Source organism: Peribacillus sp. NPDC055009, assembly GCF_053608705.1.
The window spans coordinates 478,746-503,326 of the sequence record NZ_JBSGVZ010000001.1 but is presented as its reverse complement, the minus strand read 5'-3'; the positions used below and the strand labels follow the sequence as shown (position 1 = coordinate 503,326).

Here is a 24,581-nt window from a genome sequence, read left to right as displayed (position 1 = left end):
TATTGGTAATTACAGGATATTAAAATAAGTCTTCCATCGCTTCTTCCTTATCGAAAGTCTGACCAGGTTTAACTGTCAATACTTCTGTTTCGGAGACTGCTTTTTCAATCAAGGAATCAAAGTCGACGAAGCTTTCATAGTAATTGACTTTTTCACGTTTCGGTTTCGTTTTTGGGCTTGCCGGCGTAAAGACCGTACAGCAATCTTCGTATGGCAGATTGGATATTTCAAAAGTATCAAGCTCTCTTGCAATTTTGATGATTTCCGTTTTATCCATGGTAATCAGGGGGCGCAGGATCGGTGTATTCGTCACCTCATTGATGGCGAACATGCTGCTCATCGTCTGGCTCGCAACCTGCCCAAGGCTTTCACCGGTAATCAGTGCCATGGCTTCTTCCTTTTCACGAATTCGATCGGCGACCCGCATCATTAAACGACGGGTAGTAGTCATTGAGTAGTTTTCCGGGATTTGTTTTTGAACTAATAATTGGATTTCCGTAAATGGAACGATATGCACTTTCATGCTTCCATTTATTTCGGCAAGCTTGCCCGCCAAATCAATGACCTTTTGACGTGAACGTTCGCTCGTGAACGGTGGGCTGTAGAAATGGATAGCTTCCACGTCCAATCCCCGTTTCATCGAAAGGAATCCCGCAACAGGGCTATCAATCCCGCCTGAAAGCATCAGCATCGCCTTTCCGCTTGACCCGAATGGAAGACCGCCTGCCCCCTGGATGATTTCACCTGTCAAATACACGGCTTCGCGTCTCACTTCCACTAACAGGTTCAAATCAGGGTTCTTTACATCCACTTTTAAATCCTCTGTATTTCGAAGCAAATGCCCGCCGATTGCCCTGTTAATTTCATCGGTATTATATGGAAAATCCTTATCCGCGCGTTTTGTCGTGATCTTGAACGTTTTTACCTCTTCAAGAGTATGATTCAGGTAATACAATGCTGCCGTTTTCATCACTTCCAGATCACGCTCTATTTTTATCGCAGGGCTTAATGACTGAATTCCAAAAATGCCTTTCAATCGTTCAATGACAGGCTTATGGTCAGCACCGTTCAGGAGTACGTACATCCGCTCCCGGTTGGCTGTAAGCACTACACCTTCAATATCTTTTAAACTCCAGCGAATATGTGCCTTCATTTTGTCTACAAAGCCTTTACGGTTTCTTTTTTTCGTGGAGATTTCTCCATAACGGATAATTATATGATCAAATTTCATTTTGCAACCCTCATTATTTTTTCTAAATTAGCGACTATTTTCTGTATCGCCGCCAGAACTTGCTTTGCTTCTTCGATTTCATTGCCATAGGTAGTACTGATTCGGATGACGCTTTCGGAACGAGCCGAATTATGGAACATTGCATCCACCGTTTTGCTTATCGTCCTTTTTTTCGAAGAACAGGCACTAGTTGTCGAAACATATATTCCTTCCGATTCTAGTGCATGCAGCAATACCTCGGATTTAAGTCCGGGAACGGAAAAATTCACAATATGTGGTGCCCCTTCTTCAGGACTGTTAACCAATACCCCGTCCATTTCCTTCAAACCTTTATATAAATAAGTTTTGATTTGCTGCAGCTTATCATGATACAGCAATTGATTGTTCATACTAATACGCAAAGCCTTCGATAGGGCGACGATTCCCGCAACATTTTCGGTGCCGCTCCTGATTTTCGTTTCTTGATTGCCGCCATGGAAAAGCGGATCGATCCGAACGCCTTCACGAACATAAAGGATGCCCGTCCCCTTCAAGCCGTGGACCTTGTGGCCGGAAATTGTACATAAATCCACATTGGCATCACGCAATGATAAAGAAACTTTGCCTGCTCCCTGCACATTATCGACATGAAAGAGCACGTTTGGGTATTGTTTTATCAATTTGCCGATTTCAGCAATCGGCTGTATCGAGCCAACTTCATTATTAACATGCATGACGGAAACCAGAATGGTATCCTCCCTCAATGCATCCTTTAGGTCCATTACATCAATTTGCCCAAATTCATTAACGGGAAGATATGTGATCTCATAACCCATTTTCGTCAATGATTGGCATGCATCTTCTACAGAAGGATGTTCAATCACTGTCGTGATTATGTGTTTGCCGCGATTTCCCTGAAAGTGTGCGGTTCCTTTAATGGCAAGATTATTTCCTTCCGTCCCCCCGGAAGTGAAATATATTTCCGAACTCTTCACCTTTAATAAATCAGCGATTTGCTTTCTTGCAGCGGAAAGCAGTTTTTCGGATTGCACCCCAAGTCCATGAAGTGAAGAGGGGTTCCCGAAATAGTCCGAAGTAACCTTCATGAATGATTCGATTACTTCGGGATATGGTTTTGTTGTTGCACTATTATCAAAATAAATCATGGGCTCACCTTCCATGTTTTTGTATCTATGATGGTCACTCTACTAAATATAAGTTTCAATGTTGCTGTTGCAACATCTAATATTAACATAATTGAATTTGAAAGAGAATGTAAAACACTGGTCCATGAATGATAGGAGAATTGCTTTTTTTATTCCTCAGAATGATTTAAACTTCCCACCTGTCTATTCACGGTCCATCCGGTAAAAGAAAAAAACCCGCCTTGGCGGGTTTTTAGGAAAGGACTTCTTCTATGTTCGCCCCGATTTTTCGTAAACTGCCTGGGTCGACCTTTTCTATGGCCGTTGCTGCCGTTTCCAACGCTGCTTGATATTCATAGCTTCGGAATTTCGCCTCGGCTTCCCTAAGGCTCTCGGCAACCATATCGTGACTGCTTCGATAGCGATTTCCGAATTGGATCACCTTTTCGGCCAAATACATATGTTCGATTATTTCTTGGGCTTTTTCGTGGACCCTATTCACCTGTTGAACCGCTTTTTCCAAATAAATATAAACAGCTGCCATGTCAAGCGGCTTTTCTTCAAGTTTCCCCTGGACATCATCCATGCTTTCTTTGGCATCAGATAGCACCAATTTATACTCTTCCGGAAGACCCGGAATATTGCTTTTTGCAATTAATCGTCCAGTATCGACCATTTTACGTTTCAATTCAGCCAGTGAATCCCTGGCATCCATTTCATCTTTCCGTAAAGCCTGTAATTTAATGGTGAAGTCTTTCTGATTTTCCTGTAATTCCTTCAACTGTACAGCCAGCCCCTGCATCTCTTCGCTGATAAGGGAGCTTGCCATCACATTATCCTCCATTTTCAATACAAGCAATTGATGGCGTTTCGAAATCTGGGCAATCTGCTTTTCCATTTTCCTTTGTGCATCGAGCTCATTTTCCGTCAGATGATATGTGTGTTGAACATGTATGGTTTCAACTTTAAGTTTATCGTTTTCATATTCAAGGTCACTAATCGTTTTCCTGAGAACTTCATCATTTTTCAAGATATACTGTTTTGAAAGTACTTCTTTTTCCAAAAGGTCATAAAGCACCTCAATGCTTTCGCGCATATCTTTAATGCCTTTATCCACTGCTTCCGTTTCGGCATTTTCCAATTGTGTTTTATATAGTTCCAGCTCTTCCTCAAGCCGGGATATTTCCTGCTCGAATTGGATATGGCTCAACAGATACCCCTGTCCTGACATCTCCTCATAACCATCCTTCAATTCTTGAAGTTGGGAACGCAGCTCGGATTGGCTATCTACCAATAATTTCGGGAGCATTTCCATTTTAACCGACAGAACCGCCAATTTTTCCTTAATGGATAGAACAAGCTCCCTCGCATTCAAATAATTGCCATTCACGGTCTCTTCGTCATACTTTTGAAGGATCTGCAATACTTCATCCAAGGTACTTTCCAGCTTATCAGCAGCTTTCCCGTAATTATGCCTGTGTGCAAGCAGGGATTTCTTCAATTGACGGTAGGATTCCTTGATATCCTCAATTTCCAATCGGTTTTTTTCCTCACTGCCTACGAGTTCATTCAGTTCGTATAAGATCTTTTTGATCATTTCCTCGATTTCATTCAGCTTGACTGTAATTTTGCGCTGTACTTCTTTTGATCGGCTGAAACGGTATTTATCGACGAATTCCTCGGCATCGAATAAAAGCTCTTCGACTTCGGGCATATGATCAGTAATGATGGCGTCCCATTCAATGCGCCAGTTTTCGAACATTTCCTCTGTTTCACCTGTCATGTTCAATTGTTTGACTTTAGAAAGCTCTTCCAGCACGGGGCGGTGCATGATGCTTATTTTCCAGGATTCCAGTCGATCGATTTCTTTAAAATATCTCTTTTTGAAAAAATAACCCCAAATGATGAAAATCAAAATTAATACAATTACCCCAATTATGTAATCCATGGTAAGCCCCCTGTTCTAATCCTTACAGTCTTGCCCGTTTATATATCAATTTTAAAAATGTTAAATTTAATGCTTTTATGATACCATGTTAGCAATAATTTTTGACGAGAAAAATGTTTTTTTTGTAGAAAATTGCTACAAATACCTGTTTTTTGGGAGGGAAGGACCATGAAAGCTGACGGTCATGTGCACACTCCGTTTTGCCCTCACGGCTCTACGGATAAATTCGATGAATATATTACGCGGGGAATCGAACTAGGATTAAAGGAAATCACATTTACGGAACATGCTCCATTGCCACGAAATTTTCAAGATCCTACGCCTGAAAAAGACAGCGGCATGGACGCTGCCCTGCTCCTGGATTACTTTCAAGAGCTCCGCGTACTTAAAGAACGCCATAAAGACAAAATCCTGATCAAAACAGGTCTGGAGGTTGACTTTATAGAGGGTTATGAAAAAGAAACAAAAGAATTCCTCGACGAAATCGGAGAATTCCTTGATGATAGTATACTTTCCGTCCACTTCATCAAGCATCAAAGCAGTTGGCACTGCATCGATTTCAGCGAAAATGGGTTTGGTGAGATTGCCAATGAACTAGGTTCAGTTGAATCGGTGTATGCCAAATATTACGATACTCTGGAAAAATCAATAACAACTGATTTAGGCATTTATAAACCAAAACGGATCGGGCATATTACGCTTGTCCATAAATTCCAGCATCGATATCCGCCGGCTTCTAGTTTTGACGAGCGGGTTTACAAGGTGCTCGACATGATCAAAGAACAAAGGTACGAACTAGATTATAATGGAGCCGGGCAGGTAAAGCCGCTATGCCGTGAACCATACCCTCCTGAACGGTTTGCAAAGCGTGCTTTCGATCTCGGCATTCCGCTTATTTACGGTTCCGATGCACATCAGGCTAAGGATTTGGGTCAGGGCCATCAGGCACTGATTGAAGGGTTCAATGGGTAACTCATGTATACACTTCAGCTCCGCCCGGCTAACAGTGGCTGTAGGTCGATGAAAAGGGTATCCTGCAAAAAACGTCCGACTTCATTGGCATATATATTCGTGTAGTAGGCTTCCTGCGGGAACACATGAAGCACATCCATCGCATAATGGGTATGCAGGACAGGGGCCGTCAATAAACCCTTCAATTGCAGCATATACATGGGAACCGAGACCTGCTGGAAACTCCTGCTCTTGATCCCCTGTTCCAAAATATATTGAAAATAAGACTTTTCCTTTGTAAAATAAGTCGAATGAATTTCACGATTTAAATTGGAATCGAGTGAAGATTCCCCATATATGAACCGTGCAGCAAGGAAGTTTTCCCTCTGGAAAGCGAGAATATCCTTTACAAGATTCATCAAGCAATGCTGCGGACCTTTTAGTTCCAGCAGTGTCATGTTCGTCTCAAGGACCAGGATATACTCTTCTAAATAGGAAGTGAAACAGAATTCCAGCAACCCCTGCTTATTCTTGAAATAGTAGGCAATATTCGCAGCGTTCACTTTGGCTTTATTCGCAATATCCCGTATGGATGTAGCATGATAGCCTTTTAAATGAAATAAATGCAATGCAGCTTCCACAATGGCTTGTTTCGTTGGCGTCTGGCGATTCATTCAGGCAATCCCTCGCTTTCTTTGAGACAAGTCTTGTGGACTATTTCTTCACGGAAGAGCCTGAATCCTTTAGTAAGTTCTCGACAATTTCCCAACAATAAAGCAACATGATTAGAAAGTGCTGTAAAAATATGCGGAAGACAGGTGAACGCTTTTGTTTAATGTCGAAATGTATCAAGGAAAAAAAGAAAATAACTATGATCTGGTCCAAAAGCAGCTTCTTGCCTTAATTGAAGATGAAACGAACCGGATAGCCAATTTAAGCAATGCGGCAGCTTTACTTAATCAGTTTCTTGATGAGATTAACTGGGTCGGCTTCTATTTATACGAAGAAGGCCAATTAATTTTGGGACCCTTCCAGGGCCTTCCAGCCTGTGTCCGCATTCCAATGGGCAGGGGCGTTTGCGGGACTTCAGCGGCGACTGAAAAAACCCTTCGCATAGAGGATGTCCACCAATTCCCTGGACATATCGCCTGTGATGCGGCATCAAGATCTGAAATTGTCATACCGCTCATGAAGGATGGCAAATTGATCGGTGTCCTCGATATCGACAGTCCGGTCACGGACCGTTTTGACGAAATGGATCAGCAAGGACTGGAGAAGTTCGCTGAAATCCTTTCCAGGCATCTATAAAGTTAAATGGAGCGGCAATCCTTGCCTGCTCCCTTTTCCATTAAAGGCCCCATGTACATGTACCCGGTCCTTCCTGAATTCTCACAATATATAACGCCTCATCGGCCCATTTGATATTTTTCTCCATTCATTATCACGCTTACATTGAAAAAACCTCACTAAAAAATTGCAGTTTTTAAATTTACCTGCTGCGATTCTCTTTATCTACGCCTTTTAATTAATCACAACTGGCCTTGACTCATTGAGCCAAATATTATACAATACTCTTTGTGTAAAATATTGCAGCCTATGTGACAGCCTTTATGTTCTCATTTTGTTCCTCAATACAGAGGTGTATCTCGTAACCCTCTGCTGCTAGGGCGAAGGTACATGAAAACAAAATGGTCATGATCGTACATTCACACGGTTTTTATTTTACCAAAATAAAAACATTTAAAGGAGGAGTCATCCTATGGCTCGTTATACTGGCCCAAGCTGGAAACTATCCCGTCGTTTAGGAATTTCCCTAACAGGTACTGGTAAAGAATTAGAAAAACGCCCTTATGCTCCAGGACAACATGGTCCTAACCAACGCAGAAAAATTTCTGAATACGGAATGCAACTGCAAGAGAAACAAAAACTTCGTCACATGTACGGAATCACTGAACGTCAATTCCGTTCAATGTTCGACCGCGCTGGCAAACTTAAAGGTGTTCATGGTGAAAACTTCATGATTCTTCTTGAATCACGTCTTGACAACCTAGTTTACCGTCTTGGTTTAGCTCGTACACGTCGTCAAGCACGTCAACTTGTTAACCACGGTCACATCACTGTAGACGGAAGCCGCGTAGACATTCCATCTTACAAAGTGTCTCTTGGACAAACAATCTCAGTTCGTGAAAAATCACGCAACTTCTCAATCATCAAAGAATCAGTTGAAGCAACTAACTTCGTTCCTGATTTCCTTACTTTCGATGCTGAGAAATTAGAAGGTACTTTCACTCGTTTACCAGAACGTTCTGAATTGCCTGCTGAAATTAACGAAGCTCTTATCGTTGAGTTCTACTCTCGTTAATAACTTCAAAAAACCTCATCCTTGGATGGGGTTTTTTTTGCACCTAAACACACTTGCATGACAAAGCCCGGCTGGGATTCAGCCGGGCCTTGAACAATCATTTCACTAATGTGTATTTCTTCTTGCCGCGACGAACGAGGATGAACTCCCCTTCAATCTTGGCAGCTTCCGTCACTACATATTGCAGATCAGTCACTTTCTCCCCATTAATGGAGATTGCCCCATTCTGAATATCTTCACGTGCTTGACGCTTTGATGGCGAAATTTTCGCTTCAACGATTAAATCGACCAAACCGATATCTTCTTTGCTCTCACGTTCGAAGCTAGGGACATCTTTAAAGCCCAATTTGATTTCCGCCGCACTTAAATTCTTCACCTCACCGCTGAATAGGGCGGCAGAGATTTTGATTGCTTGGTCAAGAGCTTCCTGACCATGAATCAAACGGGTCATTTCTTCCCCTAATGCTTTTTGCGCTTTACGCAAATGCGGTTCGGACTGTACGGATTGCTCTAACTCTTCAATCGCCTCACGAGATAGGAATGTGAAGAATTTCAGGTATTTCACGACATCAGCATCGGCAGTATTGATCCAGAATTGGTAAAATTCATACGGAGTCGTCTTTTCCGGGTCAAGCCAAATCGCTCCGCCTTCCGTCTTACCGAATTTCGTTCCATCCGCTTTCGTTACGAGCGGGATCGTCATACCGAATGCTTTAGCATTCTCATCATTGGATTTCCTGATCATTTCAAGGCCGGTCGTAATGTTGCCCCATTGATCACTGCCGCCAATTTGCAATTTACAGTCGTAATTGCTGTATAAATGGCCGAAATCAATTCCTTGTAAGATCGTGTACGCGAATTCAGTAAAGGAAATTCCCGTATCCAAGCGGGAAGCAACCGTATCTTTTGCCAGCATGTAGTTAATGCCGATGTATTTCCCGTAATCACGCAAGAACGTGACCATATCGATTTTACCTATCCAGTCATAGTTATTGACCATGATCGCACCATTTTCACCTTCGAATTCAAAGATGTGGGATAGCTGCCCTTTTATGCAGTCGGCATTATAGAGCACTTTTTCCAGCGTTTGCAGCTGGCGTTCCTCTTTTTTACCGCTTGGATCACCGATAAGTCCAGTCGCACCACCCACTAATACAATGGGACGATGGCCATGCTGCTGGAAACGGCGCAATGTCAAGAATGGCAATAGATGTCCGATATGCATACTATCCGCAGTTGGATCGACACCACAGTATAAAGAAATTTTCTCTTTTTCTAAAAGGTTCTTAAACCCCTCTTCATCCGTTTGTTGATAAATAATCCCTCTCCATTCGAGGTCTTTAAGCAATTCCATTTAATATTCCTCCTCATCTTAGAAAAAAACCGCAAAAAGCACACAAAAACGCCCCTTCATAAATATGAAGGGACGAATGAATTCGCGGTACCACCCAACTTGAGGACATACTATGCCCTCCGCTCAAGACGAATAACGGTCGTCAACCGTTTCCTGCTACTAATCATTTCACAGCAAATGCTCCAGGAAGTAATTCATCATACTATTTGTACCGATTTCCACTAACCACCGGCTCTCTGAAACAGGGATAGTCTGACTACTGGGTCCTATCATCGCGATCATTTAATCATTTTATTGTTGTTAATAAACTTTTATCATACATAAGATTCCTTGTCAACATACCCTTACAGATTATAGAAAAATAAGAAAGATGCCCTTTCCCCTACCTGTTGTATGCTATAATATATGTGATTTCAGGGGGTATGATACGATGAATAATAATCAAAAAGATAGATTTCTAACAGTCTGGAAGCAGCTGACCCGTTTTTTTCAAAATGAAAAAACACATAAGAACGCGCGGGTTACATACCAAGTCATTTGGAATTTAACGCTGATTTTCATTATTGTCGGGATTCTAGGATTCTCATTCGCCGGCGGCGTCGGAGCCGGCTATTTCGCTGCCCTCGTCAATGATGAGCCGGTACGCTCAAAAGAAGATTTGAAAAAAGACATTTACAATTATGAAGAGACCTCTGAGGTATACTTTGCTGATGAAGTATACTTGGGCAAGCTTAAGAGTGACCTTGAGCGTGAAGAAGTGTCCATCGATAAAGTTTCCGAGCATCTAAAAAATGCAGTCATCGCTACTGAAGATGAGTATTTTTATGAGCATGACGGGGTTGTTCCAAAAGCTATCCTGCGTGCGATTTACCAGGAATTTTCGAATGCAACCGTCCAATCGGGAGGAAGTACATTAACACAGCAGCTCATTAAAAACCAGGTCCTGACCAACGAAGTATCGTTTGAACGGAAAGCAAAAGAAATCCTGCTTGCGCTCCGGGTCGAAAAATTCTTTGAAAAGGAAGAGATTTTGGAAACGTACTTAAACGTCTCCACTTTGGGACGAAACTCTTCAGGCCGCAACATCGCCGGGGTCGAGTCCGCCGCTGAAGGTATTTTTGGCGTGGAGGCCAAAGATCTGACACTGCCCCAATCAGCCTTTATCGCTGGATTGCCGCAAAGCCCTTTCGGATATACACCTTATACCCAGAAAGGAAAATTGAAGGAAAATCAAGAGCCCGGCATCAACCGGATGAAAACCGTTTTAAAGCGGATGTATAGTAACGGATACATAACAAAAGCAGAATATGATAAAGCAAACGCATACGACATTACAAAAGACTTTATCGGTAAAACGGAGATGCCGTCGGAGAAATATCCATGGCTCACCTATGAAATCGAAAAACGCTCCATCGAAATCCTATCTGTCAGTCTGGCAAAAGAAGATGGATATGAAGAGAAAGATTTAAAGAATGATGATTTAAAAGCTCAATATCTAGCACTTGCCGATCGTAAGCTGCGGCAAAACGGCTATCAGATTTATACGACAATCGATAAAAAGATTTATGACAAGATGCAGGAAGTTACGAAAAACTATCCGAATTATGGATACGATAAAACGGCACAAGTCGTCGATCCAGATACGAAGGAAATGAAAACGGTGAGTGAGCCCGTTGAAGCCGGGGCCATTCTCATCGAAAATAAAACAGGAAAAATCATCAGTTTCGTAGGCGGCCGTGATTTCAAGCGGGAACAGACGAACCACGCCACCGCATCATTGCGATCGAACGGATCAACGATGAAGCCCCTGGTGATATATGGCCCAGGCATCGAGCTAGGCAAGATCTCGCCTGGCAGCGTATCGGCTAATGTGCCGATCTCCATTCCAACAGGCGGCAAACCGTGGAGTCCAGGAAACTATGGCGGCGGCAGCTATACGGGAGTATCGACTGCCCGCGAGGCCCTGAAGAATTCCTACAATATCCCGGCAGCGCTCTTTTACAAGAAAATAATCAACCTGAGCCCCGCTTCGTATTTGGAAAAAATGGGCTTCTCCACCGTGACGAAAGGGGATTACTCCAATCTTGCCTTGTCATTAGGTGCGATGGAAAAAGGTGTAACCGTTGAAGAAAACGTCAATGCATTTGGTACATTTGCCAATTCAGGAGAATTCATCGATGCTTATATGATCGATAAGATCGTTTCGAAAGATGGCAAAGTCATCTATCAGCATAAAGTGAAACCAGTGGATGTTTTCTCTCCGCAAGCCGCTTACTTGACGCTTGATATGATGCGAGATGTCGTAAACAGCGGGACGGCGTCCTCGGTCAGGAACCGACTTGCCTTCTCAAGCGATTGGGCAGGTAAGACCGGTACTTCACAAAACTATTGGGACGCTTGGTTCGTCGCTACGAATCCCAATGTATCATTCGGTACATGGCTGGGATATGATACACCGAAATCCTTGCAAGGGACCTATAATGGTCTTGAATATAATAAACGTAATATGTATTATTGGGCAGATCTGATCAATGCCGCATATAAAGTCGACCCTAAACTCATCGACCCCGATAAGAGATTTGAAATGCCGGGCGGAATTGTCAGCCGTTCCTTCTGTGGCGTTTCAGGACTGCTTCCTTCAAGCTCATGCCAAAAGGCCGGGCTTGTCAAATCGGATTTATTCATCGCGAAATATGCTCCATCCAGGGCGGATGATAGCTTCATAGATGGACAATATGTATCAGTCGGCAGCAAACGCTACGCAGCCCTTCCGCAAACGCCTGGCGAATTCACAAGCGGCGGGTTCATGTTGAATCCAGATTCATTTGCAGATATCGGATTGAGATATGTCGTTGACCCGGGCTCCGTGATTCCTGGAGCCGAAAAATCAGGAAATGTCGTCGGGGCGACAGCGAAATTGAATGATAATGGCAAGGCACCAGATCCCCTATCCATAACGATCGGTAACGATAAAATTACATGGGGCTTGCATGATGAAGGAGATGTCGTCGGTTATCGTGTCTATAAAGACGGCAAGAAAGTGGCAAGCATCAATGCTGGGGAGAGCCTTGTTTATAAAGTCGGCTCAGGCGGTTCCTATTATGTAACGGCCGTAGACATAGTCGGCAAAGAATCAGCCCCTTCTCAACGTGTTGAAAGCGGCGCTAAAAAGACCGGTTCAAAAGAAGATTCCACAAAAACTAAAGATGATCGTGGAAAAGATAAAATAGCTAACGAAGATAAAAAAACAGACTCAAAAGAAGAGAACGGTTCAGATAAAGATAAAGATAAAGAACCAGAAAAAGAAACGCAAACGGATAATAATAAAGAGCCAGCTCAAGACAAAGATCAAAACAAAGAGAATACAGATCAGGAAAATCAAGAGACCGACAAAGAGCAAGACACCGTCAATGATAAAGAGCAAGACACGGATAAAGCTGAAGAAGAGGAAGAATGACACTCTTTCTTGAACTAAAAACAGGCTGTCGGTTACCCCGACAGCCTGTTTCCTTATACTCTCCCCAAAAAGGCATCCATGGAAGTGACCATGGATGCCTTTTCCTTCTCAATAATCAGTAAGACTAAGTTTTCAATCCTCCATCGATGATAAATCACCAGTTGGCAGATCAAGTTCCCAAGCTTTCAAGACACGGCGCATGATTTTACCGCTTCTTGTTTTAGGAAGTTTATCCCTGAATTCAATTTCACGAGGTGCCGCATGTGCTGCTAGACCATGCTTTACAAATGTACGAATTTCCTCAATCAATTCATCGTTTGCCTCGTATCCGTCACGAAGTGCGATGAACGCTTTGATAATTTCCCCCCGAACCGGATCCGGCTTACCGATGACCCCCGCTTCGGCTACGGCTGGATGCTCGACCAATTTGCTTTCCACTTCGAAAGGACCTACCCTCTCCCCTGCCGTCATGATGACATCATCAACACGGCCTTGGAACCAGAAATAACCATCTTCATCCATATATGCGGAATCTCCTGAAACATACCAATCACCTGGCATAAAGTAAGATTCATATTTAGCTTCATTCTTCCAGACTGTCTTCATCATCGAAGGCCAGCCTTTCTTGATGGCAAGGTTCCCCATTCTATGCGGCGGAAGCTCGTTGCCTTGATCATCCACTATTGCCGCCTTCACACCTGGAATCGGTTTGCCCATCGAGCCAGGTTTGATTTCCAGGCAAGGATAATTGCAGATGACCTGTGCCCCGGTCTCCGTCATCCACCATGTATCATGGATACGGTGATTGAATACCTTCATTCCCCAGCGCACCACTTCCGGGTTCAACGGTTCACCCACACTTAATATATGGCGGAGAGAACTCAAATCGAACCGCTTAACGATTTCGTCACCTGCGCCCATCAGCATCCTGAAGGCAGTCGGGGCACTATACCATACCGTGACACCAAAGTCCTCCAAGGTCTTGTACCAGGATTCAGGCTTGAACCGCCCGCCTACAATGACATTCGAGGTCCCTGTCAGCCAAGGTCCAAATATCCCATAAGACGTCCCTGTCACCCATCCAGGGTCCGCTGTGCACCAATACACGTCCTCATCCTGCAAATCAAGGACCCACCTTGCCGTTTGATAATGCTGGATCATCGCATTATGAACGTGCAGCACTCCTTTTGGTTTGCCTGTGGAACCTGAGGTGTAGTGAAGAATCAGACCGTCATTCCGATCCACCCATTCAATTTCGAATTTTTTGTCGGCTTCTTTTAATTTTTTATTGAAGTTATGGTAATTTCCTTCTTCTTTTATATTTTCCCCCACCAAGAAAATATGCTTTAAATGGGGTAATTCATCCACCGGGACACGCGGCAAAAGTTCAGGTGTCGTCACTATCACACTTGCCTCACTATCCTCAAGACGGTCCCTTATGGCGCCTTCCATGAAGGCTTCGAACAACGGCCCTACGACCGCTCCCGTTTTAATCGCACCCAACAATGCAAAATAAAGCTCCGGGGAGCGAGGCATGAAGATGAAAACACGATCTCCTTTTTCCACATTGGCAATGTTCTTGAACACATTGGCCGCTTGATTCGTATAATCTTTCATTTCCTTGAATGTATACTTTTCATTTCTTTTATCATCTTTGTAATAAAGGGCCACTTTATTCTTTTTGTATGTTTCGACATGGCGGTCAATGGCTTCATACGCAAGATTCACTTTACCGGTTTCAGACCAGGAGAATTCATTTTCCGTCTCAGACCAGTCAAACTTATTGTATTTTTCATCATAATTCTTTAAATTAAAATTACCTTCCACTACTGGTAACGCTTTCACATTCATACGACAAACTCCCCCTTCATTCGGCTCTATATTTTTATTATAGTATAAGAATCGAATTATCTCAATTTTTAAAATATTTAATACTTCCATATAAGGGAAATCCCTTCTTGGTGAATTTTGAAAGCAGCTGGTATATTGTTATGGTTAAGGCGAATCCATATGATGGCCGTGAAAGACGAAGCACTGTAACAAAAGCGCCTTGAACTTTCTGAATTATGCCCCTCGTTTTCATGTATAATTTATGTAAGCTTTCCATTCGGTCAGTTTTTAAAAGCAATGCTTCGTATACTCCGGAATGCGAGAGTGTAAGATTACTATATAACAAGGGTGGTGAAAGAATGGAATATAGTAAGACCTTTTACACTAAGGAACTGCAGACATTAAGCGGAACGCTCATCATCGAGGGGCCGCTAAGCGGCGAAAAAATGTCCGCTTATGAGTTTCACGAAGACTTGGTCGCCTTTCGCCCGCCTGCTTTGCAGCATAAAGCGTTAATAGAGATTGCAGACTTGCCTGAGGGCAGGATCTTTATCGCCCGTGAAAATGAAACAATCGTGGGTTATGTAACTTACTTATATCCCGATCCCTTGGAGCGCTGGTCTGAAATCAAGATGGAGGACCTGATTGAGCTTGGTGCAATCGAGGTCATCCCTAAATACCGGGGTGCCTCCGTCGGGAAAAACCTAATCCGCCTTTCCATGGAAGACGATTCGGTTGAAGACTTCATCATCATCACCACTGAATACTATTGGCATTGGGATTTGAAAGGGACAGGTCTGAATATTTGGGACTATCGCAAGGTCATGGAAAAAATGATGAGTGCCGGTGGTTTGGTCTACTTTGCAACAGATGACCCTGAAATCAGTTCCCACCCGGCCAACTGTCTGATGGCCCGTATTGGCAAAAGGGTCCCGCCGGAATCCATCCAGAAATTCGACCAATTGCGTTTTATGAATCGGTTTATGTATTAAAGAGGCGAGTAAGAGGAGGAAGGAAAATGATTGTTGAAACAATAATGAATGAGGATATTATCACCCTCACTCCAACCGATACAATCCATAGCGCTGTCTTGATCATCAAGGAGAAGCGAATTCGCCATATCCCCATTGTCGATGACAGCTTTCAACTTGTGGGATTAGTCAGCGACCGTGATATTCGGGATGCTGCCCCTTCTATATTCCGTACCGAAGAATACAAAAATGATTTACAAAAACCACTATCAAGCATCATGAAAACGGAAATAATCACAGGGCACCCGCTGGATTTCGTGGAAGAAATCGGGGCTGTTTTCTGTGATAACAATATCAGCTGCCTTCCAATCGTAAAGGGAAGGAAGTTAGTGGGAATCATAACCGGTTCTGATTTACTTCATTCATACGTTGAGTTGACTGGAGTCAATCAGCCCGGTTCCCAAATCGAAATCAGAATCCCGGATAAGGCAGGTTCCCTTCATGATATTGCCCATATTTTCAAAAGGCGCAATACGAATATCCTGAGCACCCTCGTTTATCCTGAAAAAAATGGAACCGACTATAAAATTCTTGTAATTCGTGTACAGACGATGAATCCATTTATGGTGGTGGAGGATTTGAAGAAAGAAGGCTATACCGTTTTATGGCCTAGCCTACCGGGGTTTTCACATGAATGATACATCCCTTTTCGTATATTCGGATGAACTCCTTACCTACAAATTCAACGATGAGCATCCATTCAATCAAAAACGGCTTAAACTCACGCTTGATTTATTAAAAAAACACCATGCAATCAATGATGATCAAATTATCAAGCCCAGAATGGCAACCGATGCAGAATTGGAACTGATTCATGATCACCATTATGTAAACGCTGTCAGGTTGGCAGGCCAGGGAAAGCTCCCCCCTGAAAAGGCTGTGAATTATGGGCTAGGAACGGAGGATACCCCCATCTTCCCCAAAATGCACGAAGCAAGTGCATTGCTTGTAGGCGGTACCTTGACGGCTGTGGATGCCGTCATGACCGGCCAGTCCCTGCACGCACTTAATCTTGGCGGTGGCCTGCATCACGGTTTCCGCGGAAAAGCCTCGGGCTTTTGCATTTACAACGATAGTTCGGTCGCGATTAAATACCTGCAAAAAAAATATGGGGCGCGTGTCTTGTATGTCGATACCGATGCACATCATGGTGATGGAGTCCAATGGTCATTTTATGATGACCCGGATGTTTGTACACTATCCATCCATGAAACGGGCCGCTACTTATTTCCCGGCACCGGCAATATTAACGAGCGAGGCCAGGGAAAAGGCTACGGCTATTCATTCAACATCCCGGTCGATGCGTTCACTGAAGATGAATCATGGCTCGATTGCTACATGGCTTCCTTTAAAGAAGTCATTGAATTCTTCAAACCGGATGTCATATTAACGCAAAACGGAGCCGACTCCCATTATTACGATCCGCTCACCCATTTATCAGCCACCATGAAAATTTATAGGGAAATACCAAAGCTGGCCCACGAAATGGCCCATAAGTATTGTGAAGGACGGTGGATTGCAGTGGGCGGCGGTGGATATGATATATGGCGCGTCGTCCCGAGGGCTTGGGCGAGGGTCTGGCTTGAAATGACGAATAATGATATATCAGGTCCCCTATCAAAGGAATGGCTCGATTGCTGGCAGCCTGAGTCCCCTGTTCCCCTGCCGAATGAATGGGATGACATGGAGGACATATATGAACCCATTCCGAGGAAGCCTGAAATTACCGAGAAGAATGCCCTGACGCTTGAAAAGGTCCTTTATCCCATCAGGTCTTCCAGGCAAACAACGAAAAGCAATGAACAAAGTTAACCAAAAGATCGTTGAAAAACGATCTTTTTTGTTCGGGGCAAACATTTGAGAAACAAAAAGAGAGCGCCCTCGGGACACTCTCCAAACCAGTTTATTTCGTTGATTGACGGTTTTCAATCCGATGTGGCAGGATCACTTTTTCAAGACCTTCCTCCACTTGTTCTTTATTCATCAACTTTGTAAGAAGCCTCATCGCAACCGCACCAATATCATATAAAGGTTGAACGATCGTCGTGATTTGCGGACGCACCATCAAGGTCAATCTCGTGTTATCGAAGCTGATCACTTCAAAGTCTTCCGGTACATTAAACCCTTTGTCCTGAGCAGCATGGACAATTCCAAGCGCCATTTCATCAGCACCGGCTATGAATGCTGTCGGTCTGTCTTCAGCTTCCAGGTACTTTTCAAAAGATTCAATTCCTGAATCATATGTATAATCACCTTCAACGACATAACTTTCATCAAATGGAAGCCCAGCTTCTTTCAATCCTCGTTTATAACCAGTCAATTTCATTTCATTAATCAACGCCGAAGGGTTTCCGCTTACAAAAGCGATATGCTTGTGGCCTTTTTTAGCGAAGAAGGTCACTGCGTCGAATGCCGCCGCCTCATAATCAATATTGACCGATGGAACTTGTCCGCTTTCATCCACCGAGCCTGCCAGAACGATTGGAACAGGTGAATTCTTAAACTCTTTGACATGCTCATCAGAAATGTTGCCGCCCATGAATACGATACCATCCACTTGTTTTCCAAGCATCGTATTCAGCAAATGGAATTCCTTATCTATATTCTCATCAGAACTGCTTAGAATGATATTGTATTTATACATGGTGGCTATATCTTCTATGCCCCGTGCCAATTCTGCAAAAAAGATGCTTGAGATATCCGGGATGATGACCCCGACTGTAGTCGTTTTCTTTGAGGCAAGTCCCCTTGCCACTGCATTGGGACGGTACCCTAACTTCTCAATTACATCTGAAACTTTCTTCCTTGTTGCAGGCTTTACATTTGGATTCCCGTTAACTACGCGGGAAACGGTGGCCATGGAAACATTCGCCTCACGCGCCACATCATAAATGGTTATATTATTCATTTATCCATTCCTCCATTTCTTTCATTTTCCCCATAAAAGACCCGAATTATTTCGGAAAATAATCTTTTATGCGTTTTTCTCTATAAGGAAGATTATTTTAGGAACGATCTGCCTAACAAAAAATGCAGTCCTACTCTCTTCTCAGTCAAATATTCAATACCCTATTCAAGTATAAAATTCACATAGATATCACTTTATGTATGACTCAATCTTCCGAACAGTTCTCATTCTTGTTATTTATCATACGATAGTCGAATCTTTCCTGCAATCCAATAGTGCTCATTTCGAAGCTTTTTCTGCAAAAACAAGTATTTTACCATTAAAAAAAGCCCTTGCCAAGTTGGTAAGGGCCGTAAATAGATCATTTAAAGAATTTCTTAGCTTATACAGTTACCCAGTTCAAACGTTTAATTTCTTCGTAGAATTCATCAAATTGTTTGAAGTCCATTTGCTGTGCAGAATCCGATAAAGCAACGGAAGGATCTGGATGCACTTCAGCCATAACACCGTCAGCACCGATTGCAAGAGCCGCCTTAGCCGTAGGAAGCAGAAGATCGCGACGTCCAGTTGAATGCGTTACATCAACCATGACCGGTAAATGAGTTTCTTGTTTTAAAATCGGTACAGCAGAGATATCAAGTGTATTTCTTGTTGCTTTTTCGTAAGTACGGATACCGCGCTCACAAAGGATGATGTTGCCATTGCCCTGCGACATGATGTATTCCGCTGCATGAATGAACTCTTCAATCGTTGCCGCCAGTCCACGTTTTAAAAGAACAGGTTTATTTACAGCACCTGCCGCTTTTAGCAAGTCGAAGTTTTGCATGTTGCGCGCCCCGATTTGGATGACATCGATATGATCGATTGCCGCTTCGATATCGTTGGCACTCACGATTTCACTGATTACAGCCAAGCCGTATTCATCAGCAACACGTTTAAGTATTTGTAATCCTTCCAAACCAAGCCCTTGGAAGTCATATGGAGATGTACGTGGCTTAAATGCACCGCCGCGCATCAATTTCAAACCTTTAGCTTTAATGACTTCCGCCACCGCAGCTGTCTGTTCATAAGATTCAACGGCACATGGTCCGAAAACGAAGCTAGGGATCCCGTTACCGACCAATTCACCCTTAATGTCGATGATCGTGTCTTCAGCCTTTTGTTTTCTCGATACAAGAAGCGTTTTCTTCTGATCATCTTTTTGCAGCTCCAAGCCCAATTTAAAGATTTCTTTGAAAATATGTTTAATCGAACCAAGATCAAGCGGTCCTTGATTATTGGCTTCGATAAGATCCAGCATTGTTCTTTCACGGACCGGATCGTAACGGTTTACACCTTGTTTTTCTTTAACGCGACCAATTTCCTGTACAAGTTCAGCACGTTGATTAATAAGATGTAATAACTGAAGGTTCACATCATCCAGTTGATTACGAAGTCCATCAAGCTCTTTGTTGCTCATTACAAATCCATCCCTTCGTTTTTTAAAATAGAAATCGGTTCAGCGGACTCAAACTAAAAAAAATCCCATCCGGATCCTCGAACATCCACCCCGATTGTTTTATCAATGAAAAATTTAGAATATTTCATGTATGATTAAATCAATTATAAATGAAGTGTCCATAAATGTCACTATATTTTTCTTTAATAATTAAACGCTTTTAAGCATTAAAGTTATAAATGCATAAAACTAGGTGCCGCTCATGCCAGAAAAACGATTACACAGAATATTGAAACACGATCCGTTGTAGGAATTATATTGGAAATAGAACAGGAAAGCTATCATTTAATTGATCATTTTTCACAAGAGCATAGAAAAGTTTAAATCTTCTGCCACTTGTCCGAAGCCGAGAAATGTTTAAAGAGGCTTTACGGAAAGGCCTTCCTAGAAAAGGTTTCCCCAGGATTAACATTCTTAGGCCCGCCAATCAATGGAATAATAAAAGGCCGGACCCCTTACCAAAGGGATCCAGCCTTCCATTCATTCTGTAATGGCCTTGCTCAATGAATCATATGTAATCCGCCAATGAGATTCATTCCAGACAGGTTTTCCACTTTTAAAAAGGATGGCCTGAGGTGATTGATGTTTGACCTCAAAGGTTTCTGCTACATAATTGGATAGTGGACGAGCTTCCTGGACGGCCAAATAGGCCGTTTTAAGTTGTTCGTTCCCTAAGATGTACCTCTCATATTGTTCAAATGCTTCAGCGCTGACAGGGCATGTTACGCTATGCTTGAAAAGCAGGAATGTATCCTCTTTTAGAAGCTCAGTGAATTGTTCTTCTGTTTCGATTTTGCTCATGACCATAATACAGTCTCCTTTCCTTGTACATATAAATTTTACCATCAAAAAGGCGATGAAGCCATTGAAGCACTTCACCGCCTTATTCTTCGTCCCTTAATGACTCTTCATTCCCATTAAAGGAAGCCAGGGAGTTTAATTCTTTAGTTTACTCTCCGTTTCATCAAATGCCTTTTTCGCTTCATCAAGTTTTAATTTTGCCGCATTCTTGTTTCCGCTTGTAGGATCTGCTGGATTATTTTCCGAATCATTGCCGTTAGCAAAGTTCGTTTCGACGGATACGATAGGAGCATCGGTAGTTCCGGTTACATCAATATCCTTATTGCTTGAATTCGTCGTATCATCAGCTGCGTCGCCGTTTTCTTTTCCTGTTTTCAGGCTCTTCACTTTGTTGACGATATTCGAAGATTTATTGGAAACGATTTCCGTGACGGAGCTTGTTTTTTCTTTTGCAGTATCAGCAAGGACTGTACCTTTTTCCATTGCCGTTTGTCTTAATCTTTCTGTTTTCTCGGAAATGTTTCTAGCTTGTTCATTGAAGTCATTCCTTAATTCCTTGCCTGTTTTCGGAGCCATGAACAAAGCTGTAGCCGCTCCGATCATCCCGCCGATCAAGGCGCCAATCATAAAGTCCTTCGAATTGATCGAGTCGCGTTCGTCCTCATAAGATTTCTGATAGTCCTTTGCCGCAAATTCTTTTTGAGTCATAATACATTCCCCTTTCAATTTTCAGTTCATTTTTTATTTAACTAGATTTTAGGATCTAGAACGTAAAAACCTTTTTTTAGGCAGGTTATCTGTTTCAAGCGCTTCCCTTTCTAACTCCGCCCTTTCGGTTGGAGTCGGGGCAGCCTGTTTGCTTCTGGCCTTCCACTTGTCTCTGATCTCCATGGCAACATTGCTCCATTGTACAATTTGTGAGATTCGGTCTTGATTATTATCAATCTCAGCCTGCACTTTATGGGAAACCTTTTGGATGGAAGAATTGAAGCTGGAGATGGATGTGCCTACATCCTTCACCGCATCCACCACCGTGTTCAGGTTTTCTGACTTGTGCTGCAAATCTTCAGCCAACGTATTCGTTTTATGTAATAACTGAGTAGTTTCGAGCGTTATGCCCTGCATTTGGCTCTCTAGTCCTGTCAGCGTCCGGGCCACACTGTCCAGGGTAGTTTGAAGTGATGTCAGTACCTTTGTTAGGAAAATAACAAGTACCAAAAAAGCTATCGCTGCAACAGCAGCACTTACGTATAAAATAATCTCCATTGGAACACCTCCGAAAAAAATCGACTTATTTAATAGCTGTTAGATATTAATTACCCCTTCCCTAATATTATAAACGTATTTATTTTTTCAATATACCCTATCAAACCCTAATCTGGAAATATTGTTGTCTGCATCCAGTTCCTCCGTAAGTTCATGGGTCACACTTATGGCAGGAAATCGGGTATGATAGAAAAGATAAGCCGAATTTAAACAATGGAGGTATTTTTTATGAAAGATCCCAGAATTGAAACATTGGCCAAAAACTTAATCAATTATTCCGTGAAGCTTCAAAAAGGTGAAAAAATCTTGATCGAAAACTTTGGTTTGCAGCGTGAGCTTGTTAACGCACTTGTGAATGAAGCCTATGCAGCAGGTGGTTACCCATTCGTCCTTTTAAAGGATCACCAAGTGGATCGTGCCTTGCTGATGGGTGCCAAAGAAGAACAGTACAAGATGATGGGTGAGTTTGAAGCAAACGTAATGAACCAGATGGATGCCTATATCGGGCTTCGTGCCGGGGATAATATCAATGAACATTCCGATGTCCCTTCAGAGAAGATGGCGATTCATGGACAGACAGTCGGTAAAGTACATAGAAATATCCGCGTGCCAAAAACAAAATGGGTCGTGCTTCGCTACCCGACAAATTCCATGGCCCAATTAGCCAAAATGAGCACAGAAGCATTCGAAGACTTTTATTTCGAAGTCTGCAACCTCGACTATGGCAAAATGAGCGCAGCGATGGACAACCTTGTTGAATTGATGGATAAAACGGATAAGGTCCGCTTAACTGGGCCCGGTACGGACCTAACTTTCTCCATCAAAGACATTAAAGCCATCAAATGTGCGGGTGAGCTGAACATTCCTGACGGTGAAGTATATACGGCTCCGGTTAAAGATTCCATCAATGGAGTTATTTCGTATAATACTCCGTCCCCTTATCAGGGTTTTACTTTTGAAAACGTGAAGTTAACATTCAAGGATGGAAAAATCGTTGAAGCGGTTGCGAATGATACGGAACGCATCAACAAAATTTTTGATACTGATGAAGGCGCACGATATGTCGGTGAATTTGCAATTGGTGTAAATCCTTATATTCTACACCCGATGCAAGATATCCTCTTTGATGAAAAAATTGATGGAAGTTTTCATTTCACTCCCGGACAATGCTATGATGATGCCTTTAACGGAAACCATTCAGACATTCACTGGGACCTGGTCAATATTCAGCGACCTGAATATGGCGGCGGGGAAATCCATTTTGATGACGTCTTGATACGTAAGGACGGACGCTTCGTTTTACCGGAACTGGAAAATTTAAATCCAGAAAATTTAAAATAACGTAAAAACCAATAAAAAACGACCGACCCGCTCTAACGGGACGATCGTTTTTTTATTTTACCTGCAGTGAATGCTCATAGGCTGCTTGGAACTTTTGAATGTCCCCCGCACCCATGAATAACACGACACTGTTTTCATGATTTTGCAATATTGATGTTGTGTTCTCCGTAATCAGCTCGGCTCCGGGAATCTTATCTTGAAGGTCTTCAATCGATAACTTCCCTTGATGTTCACGAGCAGATCCAAAAATTTCACATAAGTATACTTTGTCGGCCAAATTCAAGCTGTCGGCGAATTCATCAAGGAAAGCCTGAGTTCTCGAGAAAGTATGCGGCTGGAATACCGCAACAACTTCACGCTCTGGATATTTCTGACGCGCCGAGTCGACAGTTGCCGAGATCTCGGTCGGATGATGTGCATAATCATCAATAATGATCTGACTTCCGATTTCCTTTTCTGAGAACCGGCGTTTAACTCCGCCAAAAGTCCGCAATTGGGCTTTCACAGCTTCCGTATCCAAGTTTTCATATTTACAAAGTGCAATGACACCAAGTGCATTCAACACATTATGCTTTCCAAAAGTAGGAATAGTGAATGTATCATAGTAATTGTTCCTTACATGCACATCAAAAGTCGTGCCATCCGGAGTGACGGAAACATTTTTCGCTTGAAAATCATTTCCTTCTGCAAATCCGTAAAAAATAACCGGTACTTTCGCCTGAATATGTGGTAAATGTTCATCATCCCCGCACGCAATGATGCCTTTGTTGACTTGAAGGGCCATCGTTTGGAAAGCCTCGAACACGTCTTCGACATTGGCATAATAATCAGGATGATCAAAATCGATATTCGTCATGATTGCATAATCCGGATAATAGGAAAGGAAATGACGGCGATATTCACATGCTTCGAATACGAAGTAATCAGAATTCACGATTCCTTTACCCGTTCCATCCCCAATCAAGAAGGATGTCGGTTTAGCGCCCCCCATCACATGGGCAAGTAAGCCGGTCGTCGATGTTTTACCATGCGCTCCCGTAACCGCCACGCTGATGAAGTTTTTCATGAAATCACCTAGGAAACGGTGATAACGGATGATCGGCAAATCAAGTTCTTTTGCCTTCACGATTTCCGGATGACTATCCGGAAACGCATTTCCTGCAATGATGGTCATTCCAGGTTGAATATTTTCCTCGTTGAAAGGAAGGATTTTAATCCCGGCTTTTTCTAATGCCAATTGTGTAAAAAATTCTTTTTCGTAATCGGAACCCTGCACTTCAATATTCATATCATGCAGTATTTGTGCAAGAGCACTCATACCCGACCCTTTAATTCCCACAAAATGGTAAGCAGTCATAAAGCGAACCTCCACCAATCGTCTACCTGTATGACAGTATATGACGTCATCTTTTATTTGTTTTTTCATTACGAGACTTGTTAGTAACGCAATTTCTTCATAGGTTTTTCAAGCTTATATTT

At 42.8% G+C, this 24,581-nt stretch carries 20 protein-coding genes and 1 other annotated feature; of the genes, 8 read left to right on the top strand and 12 right to left on the bottom strand.

The features are described from left to right. Nucleotides 1-19: 19 nt before the first annotated feature. The 3 genes from thiI to ezrA form a co-directional block, all read right to left on the bottom strand. Nucleotides 20-1,231, bottom strand: coding sequence for a tRNA uracil 4-sulfurtransferase ThiI (thiI, locus tag ACWF5P_RS02515; RefSeq protein WP_427571727.1), 1,212 nt, complete (start codon nt 1,229-1,231; stop codon nt 20-22). Beyond that, nucleotides 1,228-2,376 (bottom strand): IscS subfamily cysteine desulfurase, encoded by a 1,149-nt coding sequence (locus ACWF5P_RS02510; protein WP_434167546.1) that lies wholly within the window; start codon nt 2,374-2,376, stop codon nt 1,228-1,230. The genes thiI and ACWF5P_RS02510 overlap by 4 nt, the downstream gene beginning before the upstream one ends. A 232-nt stretch (nt 2,377-2,608) precedes the next feature. Further along, nucleotides 2,609-4,303: a septation ring formation regulator EzrA gene (gene ezrA, locus ACWF5P_RS02505; RefSeq protein ID WP_434167547.1), complete on the bottom strand. Its 1,695-nt coding sequence runs from the start codon at nt 4,301-4,303 to the stop codon at nt 2,609-2,611. Between the two features lie 168 nt (nt 4,304-4,471). Between ezrA and hisJ the strand changes: the two genes are divergently transcribed. Continuing rightward, nucleotides 4,472-5,275, top strand: a complete 804-nt coding sequence (gene hisJ / locus ACWF5P_RS02500) for a histidinol-phosphatase HisJ (protein WP_452444559.1) — start codon at nt 4,472-4,474, stop codon at nt 5,273-5,275. Between the two features lie 14 nt (nt 5,276-5,289). Here hisJ and refZ read toward each other — a convergent pair whose 3' ends face one another. Next, nucleotides 5,290-5,928: a forespore capture DNA-binding protein RefZ gene (refZ, locus tag ACWF5P_RS02495; RefSeq protein WP_101222952.1), complete on the bottom strand. Its 639-nt coding sequence runs from the start codon at nt 5,926-5,928 to the stop codon at nt 5,290-5,292. Between the two features lie 154 nt (nt 5,929-6,082). On the opposite strand from refZ, the gene ACWF5P_RS02490 reads away from it, so the two are divergent. Next, on the top strand, nt 6,083-6,562 hold the full coding sequence (locus ACWF5P_RS02490; protein WP_101222953.1) for a GAF domain-containing protein: 480 nt from the start codon (nt 6,083-6,085) through the stop codon (nt 6,560-6,562). Nucleotides 6,563-7,013: 451 nt separating this feature from the next. After that, nucleotides 7,014-7,616, top strand: a complete 603-nt coding sequence (rpsD, locus tag ACWF5P_RS02485; protein ID WP_098369938.1) for a 30S ribosomal protein S4 — start codon at nt 7,014-7,016, stop codon at nt 7,614-7,616. 97 nt (nt 7,617-7,713) lie between these two features. Here the strand turns inward: rpsD and tyrS are convergent, their stop codons facing one another. Further along, a complete protein-coding gene (gene tyrS, locus ACWF5P_RS02480; RefSeq protein WP_434167549.1) occupies nt 7,714-8,970 on the bottom strand; it encodes a tyrosine--tRNA ligase in 1,257 nt (418 codons plus the stop codon). Nucleotides 8,971-9,035: 65 nt separating this feature from the next. Beyond that, nucleotides 9,036-9,252: a binding site (T-box leader), on the bottom strand. A 148-nt stretch (nt 9,253-9,400) separates the two neighbouring features. Between tyrS and ACWF5P_RS02475 the strand changes: the two genes are divergently transcribed. After that, nucleotides 9,401-12,427 carry a transglycosylase domain-containing protein gene (locus ACWF5P_RS02475; RefSeq protein ID WP_452444558.1) on the top strand — a complete coding sequence of 1,009 codons (3,027 nt, stop codon included), beginning with the start codon at nt 9,401-9,403 and terminating at the stop codon, nt 12,425-12,427. 132 nt (nt 12,428-12,559) lie between these two features. Here ACWF5P_RS02475 and acsA read toward each other — a convergent pair whose 3' ends face one another. Then, nucleotides 12,560-14,278, bottom strand: a complete 1,719-nt coding sequence (acsA, locus tag ACWF5P_RS02470) for an acetate--CoA ligase (RefSeq protein WP_452444557.1) — start codon at nt 14,276-14,278, stop codon at nt 12,560-12,562. A gap of 338 nt (nt 14,279-14,616) precedes the next feature. On the opposite strand from acsA, the gene ACWF5P_RS02465 reads away from it, so the two are divergent. From ACWF5P_RS02465 to ACWF5P_RS02455, 3 genes are read left to right on the top strand one after another with little or no spacing between them, the layout of a single operon-like run. Beyond that, nucleotides 14,617-15,249 (top strand): GNAT family N-acetyltransferase, encoded by a 633-nt coding sequence (locus ACWF5P_RS02465; RefSeq protein WP_034309235.1) that lies wholly within the window; start codon nt 14,617-14,619, stop codon nt 15,247-15,249. Between the two features lie 26 nt (nt 15,250-15,275). After that, the gene (locus tag ACWF5P_RS02460; RefSeq protein ID WP_101222957.1) at nt 15,276-15,926 is read left to right on the top strand and encodes an acetoin utilization AcuB family protein; all 651 of its coding nucleotides are present in this window, start codon (nt 15,276-15,278) and stop codon (nt 15,924-15,926) included. After that, nucleotides 15,919-17,100 carry an acetoin utilization protein AcuC gene (locus tag ACWF5P_RS02455; RefSeq protein WP_101222958.1) on the top strand — a complete coding sequence of 394 codons (1,182 nt, stop codon included), beginning with the start codon at nt 15,919-15,921 and terminating at the stop codon, nt 17,098-17,100. Before ACWF5P_RS02460 ends, ACWF5P_RS02455 begins: the two co-directional genes overlap by 8 nt. Nucleotides 17,101-17,191: 91 nt before the next feature. Here ACWF5P_RS02455 and ccpA read toward each other — a convergent pair whose 3' ends face one another. The 5 genes from ccpA to ACWF5P_RS02430 all read right to left on the bottom strand — a co-directional run bounded on the left by ccpA (nt 17,192) and on the right by ACWF5P_RS02430 (nt 21,761). Then, nucleotides 17,192-18,196 (bottom strand): catabolite control protein A, encoded by a 1,005-nt coding sequence (gene ccpA, locus ACWF5P_RS02450; RefSeq protein ID WP_101222959.1) that lies wholly within the window; start codon nt 18,194-18,196, stop codon nt 17,192-17,194. A gap of 382 nt (nt 18,197-18,578) precedes the next feature. After that, on the bottom strand, nt 18,579-19,655 hold the full coding sequence (locus ACWF5P_RS02445; protein ID WP_101222960.1) for a bifunctional 3-deoxy-7-phosphoheptulonate synthase/chorismate mutase: 1,077 nt from the start codon (nt 19,653-19,655) through the stop codon (nt 18,579-18,581). A 519-nt stretch (nt 19,656-20,174) separates the two neighbouring features. Beyond that, nucleotides 20,175-20,501, bottom strand: coding sequence for a bacillithiol system redox-active protein YtxJ (gene ytxJ / locus ACWF5P_RS02440; protein WP_452444556.1), 327 nt, complete (start codon nt 20,499-20,501; stop codon nt 20,175-20,177). Nucleotides 20,502-20,630: 129 nt separating this feature from the next. Continuing rightward, nucleotides 20,631-21,203, bottom strand: coding sequence for a YtxH domain-containing protein (locus tag ACWF5P_RS02435; RefSeq protein WP_434167552.1), 573 nt, complete (start codon nt 21,201-21,203; stop codon nt 20,631-20,633). A gap of 48 nt (nt 21,204-21,251) precedes the next feature. Beyond that, nucleotides 21,252-21,761: a DUF948 domain-containing protein gene (locus ACWF5P_RS02430; RefSeq protein WP_101222962.1), complete on the bottom strand. Its 510-nt coding sequence runs from the start codon at nt 21,759-21,761 to the stop codon at nt 21,252-21,254. 228 nt (nt 21,762-21,989) lie between these two features. Here ACWF5P_RS02430 and ACWF5P_RS02425 point away from each other — a divergent pair, with 228 nt between their 5' ends. Beyond that, entirely contained in the window at nt 21,990-23,102 is a 1,113-nt protein-coding gene (locus ACWF5P_RS02425) for an aminopeptidase (RefSeq protein ID WP_260358334.1), read from the top strand. A gap of 52 nt (nt 23,103-23,154) precedes the next feature. On the opposite strand, the gene murC is transcribed toward ACWF5P_RS02425, so the two are convergent. After that, complete coding sequence (murC, locus tag ACWF5P_RS02420; RefSeq protein WP_101222964.1) at nt 23,155-24,459, bottom strand: UDP-N-acetylmuramate--L-alanine ligase; 1,305 nt, start codon at nt 24,457-24,459, stop codon at nt 23,155-23,157. Nucleotides 24,460-24,581 lie beyond the last annotated feature (122 nt).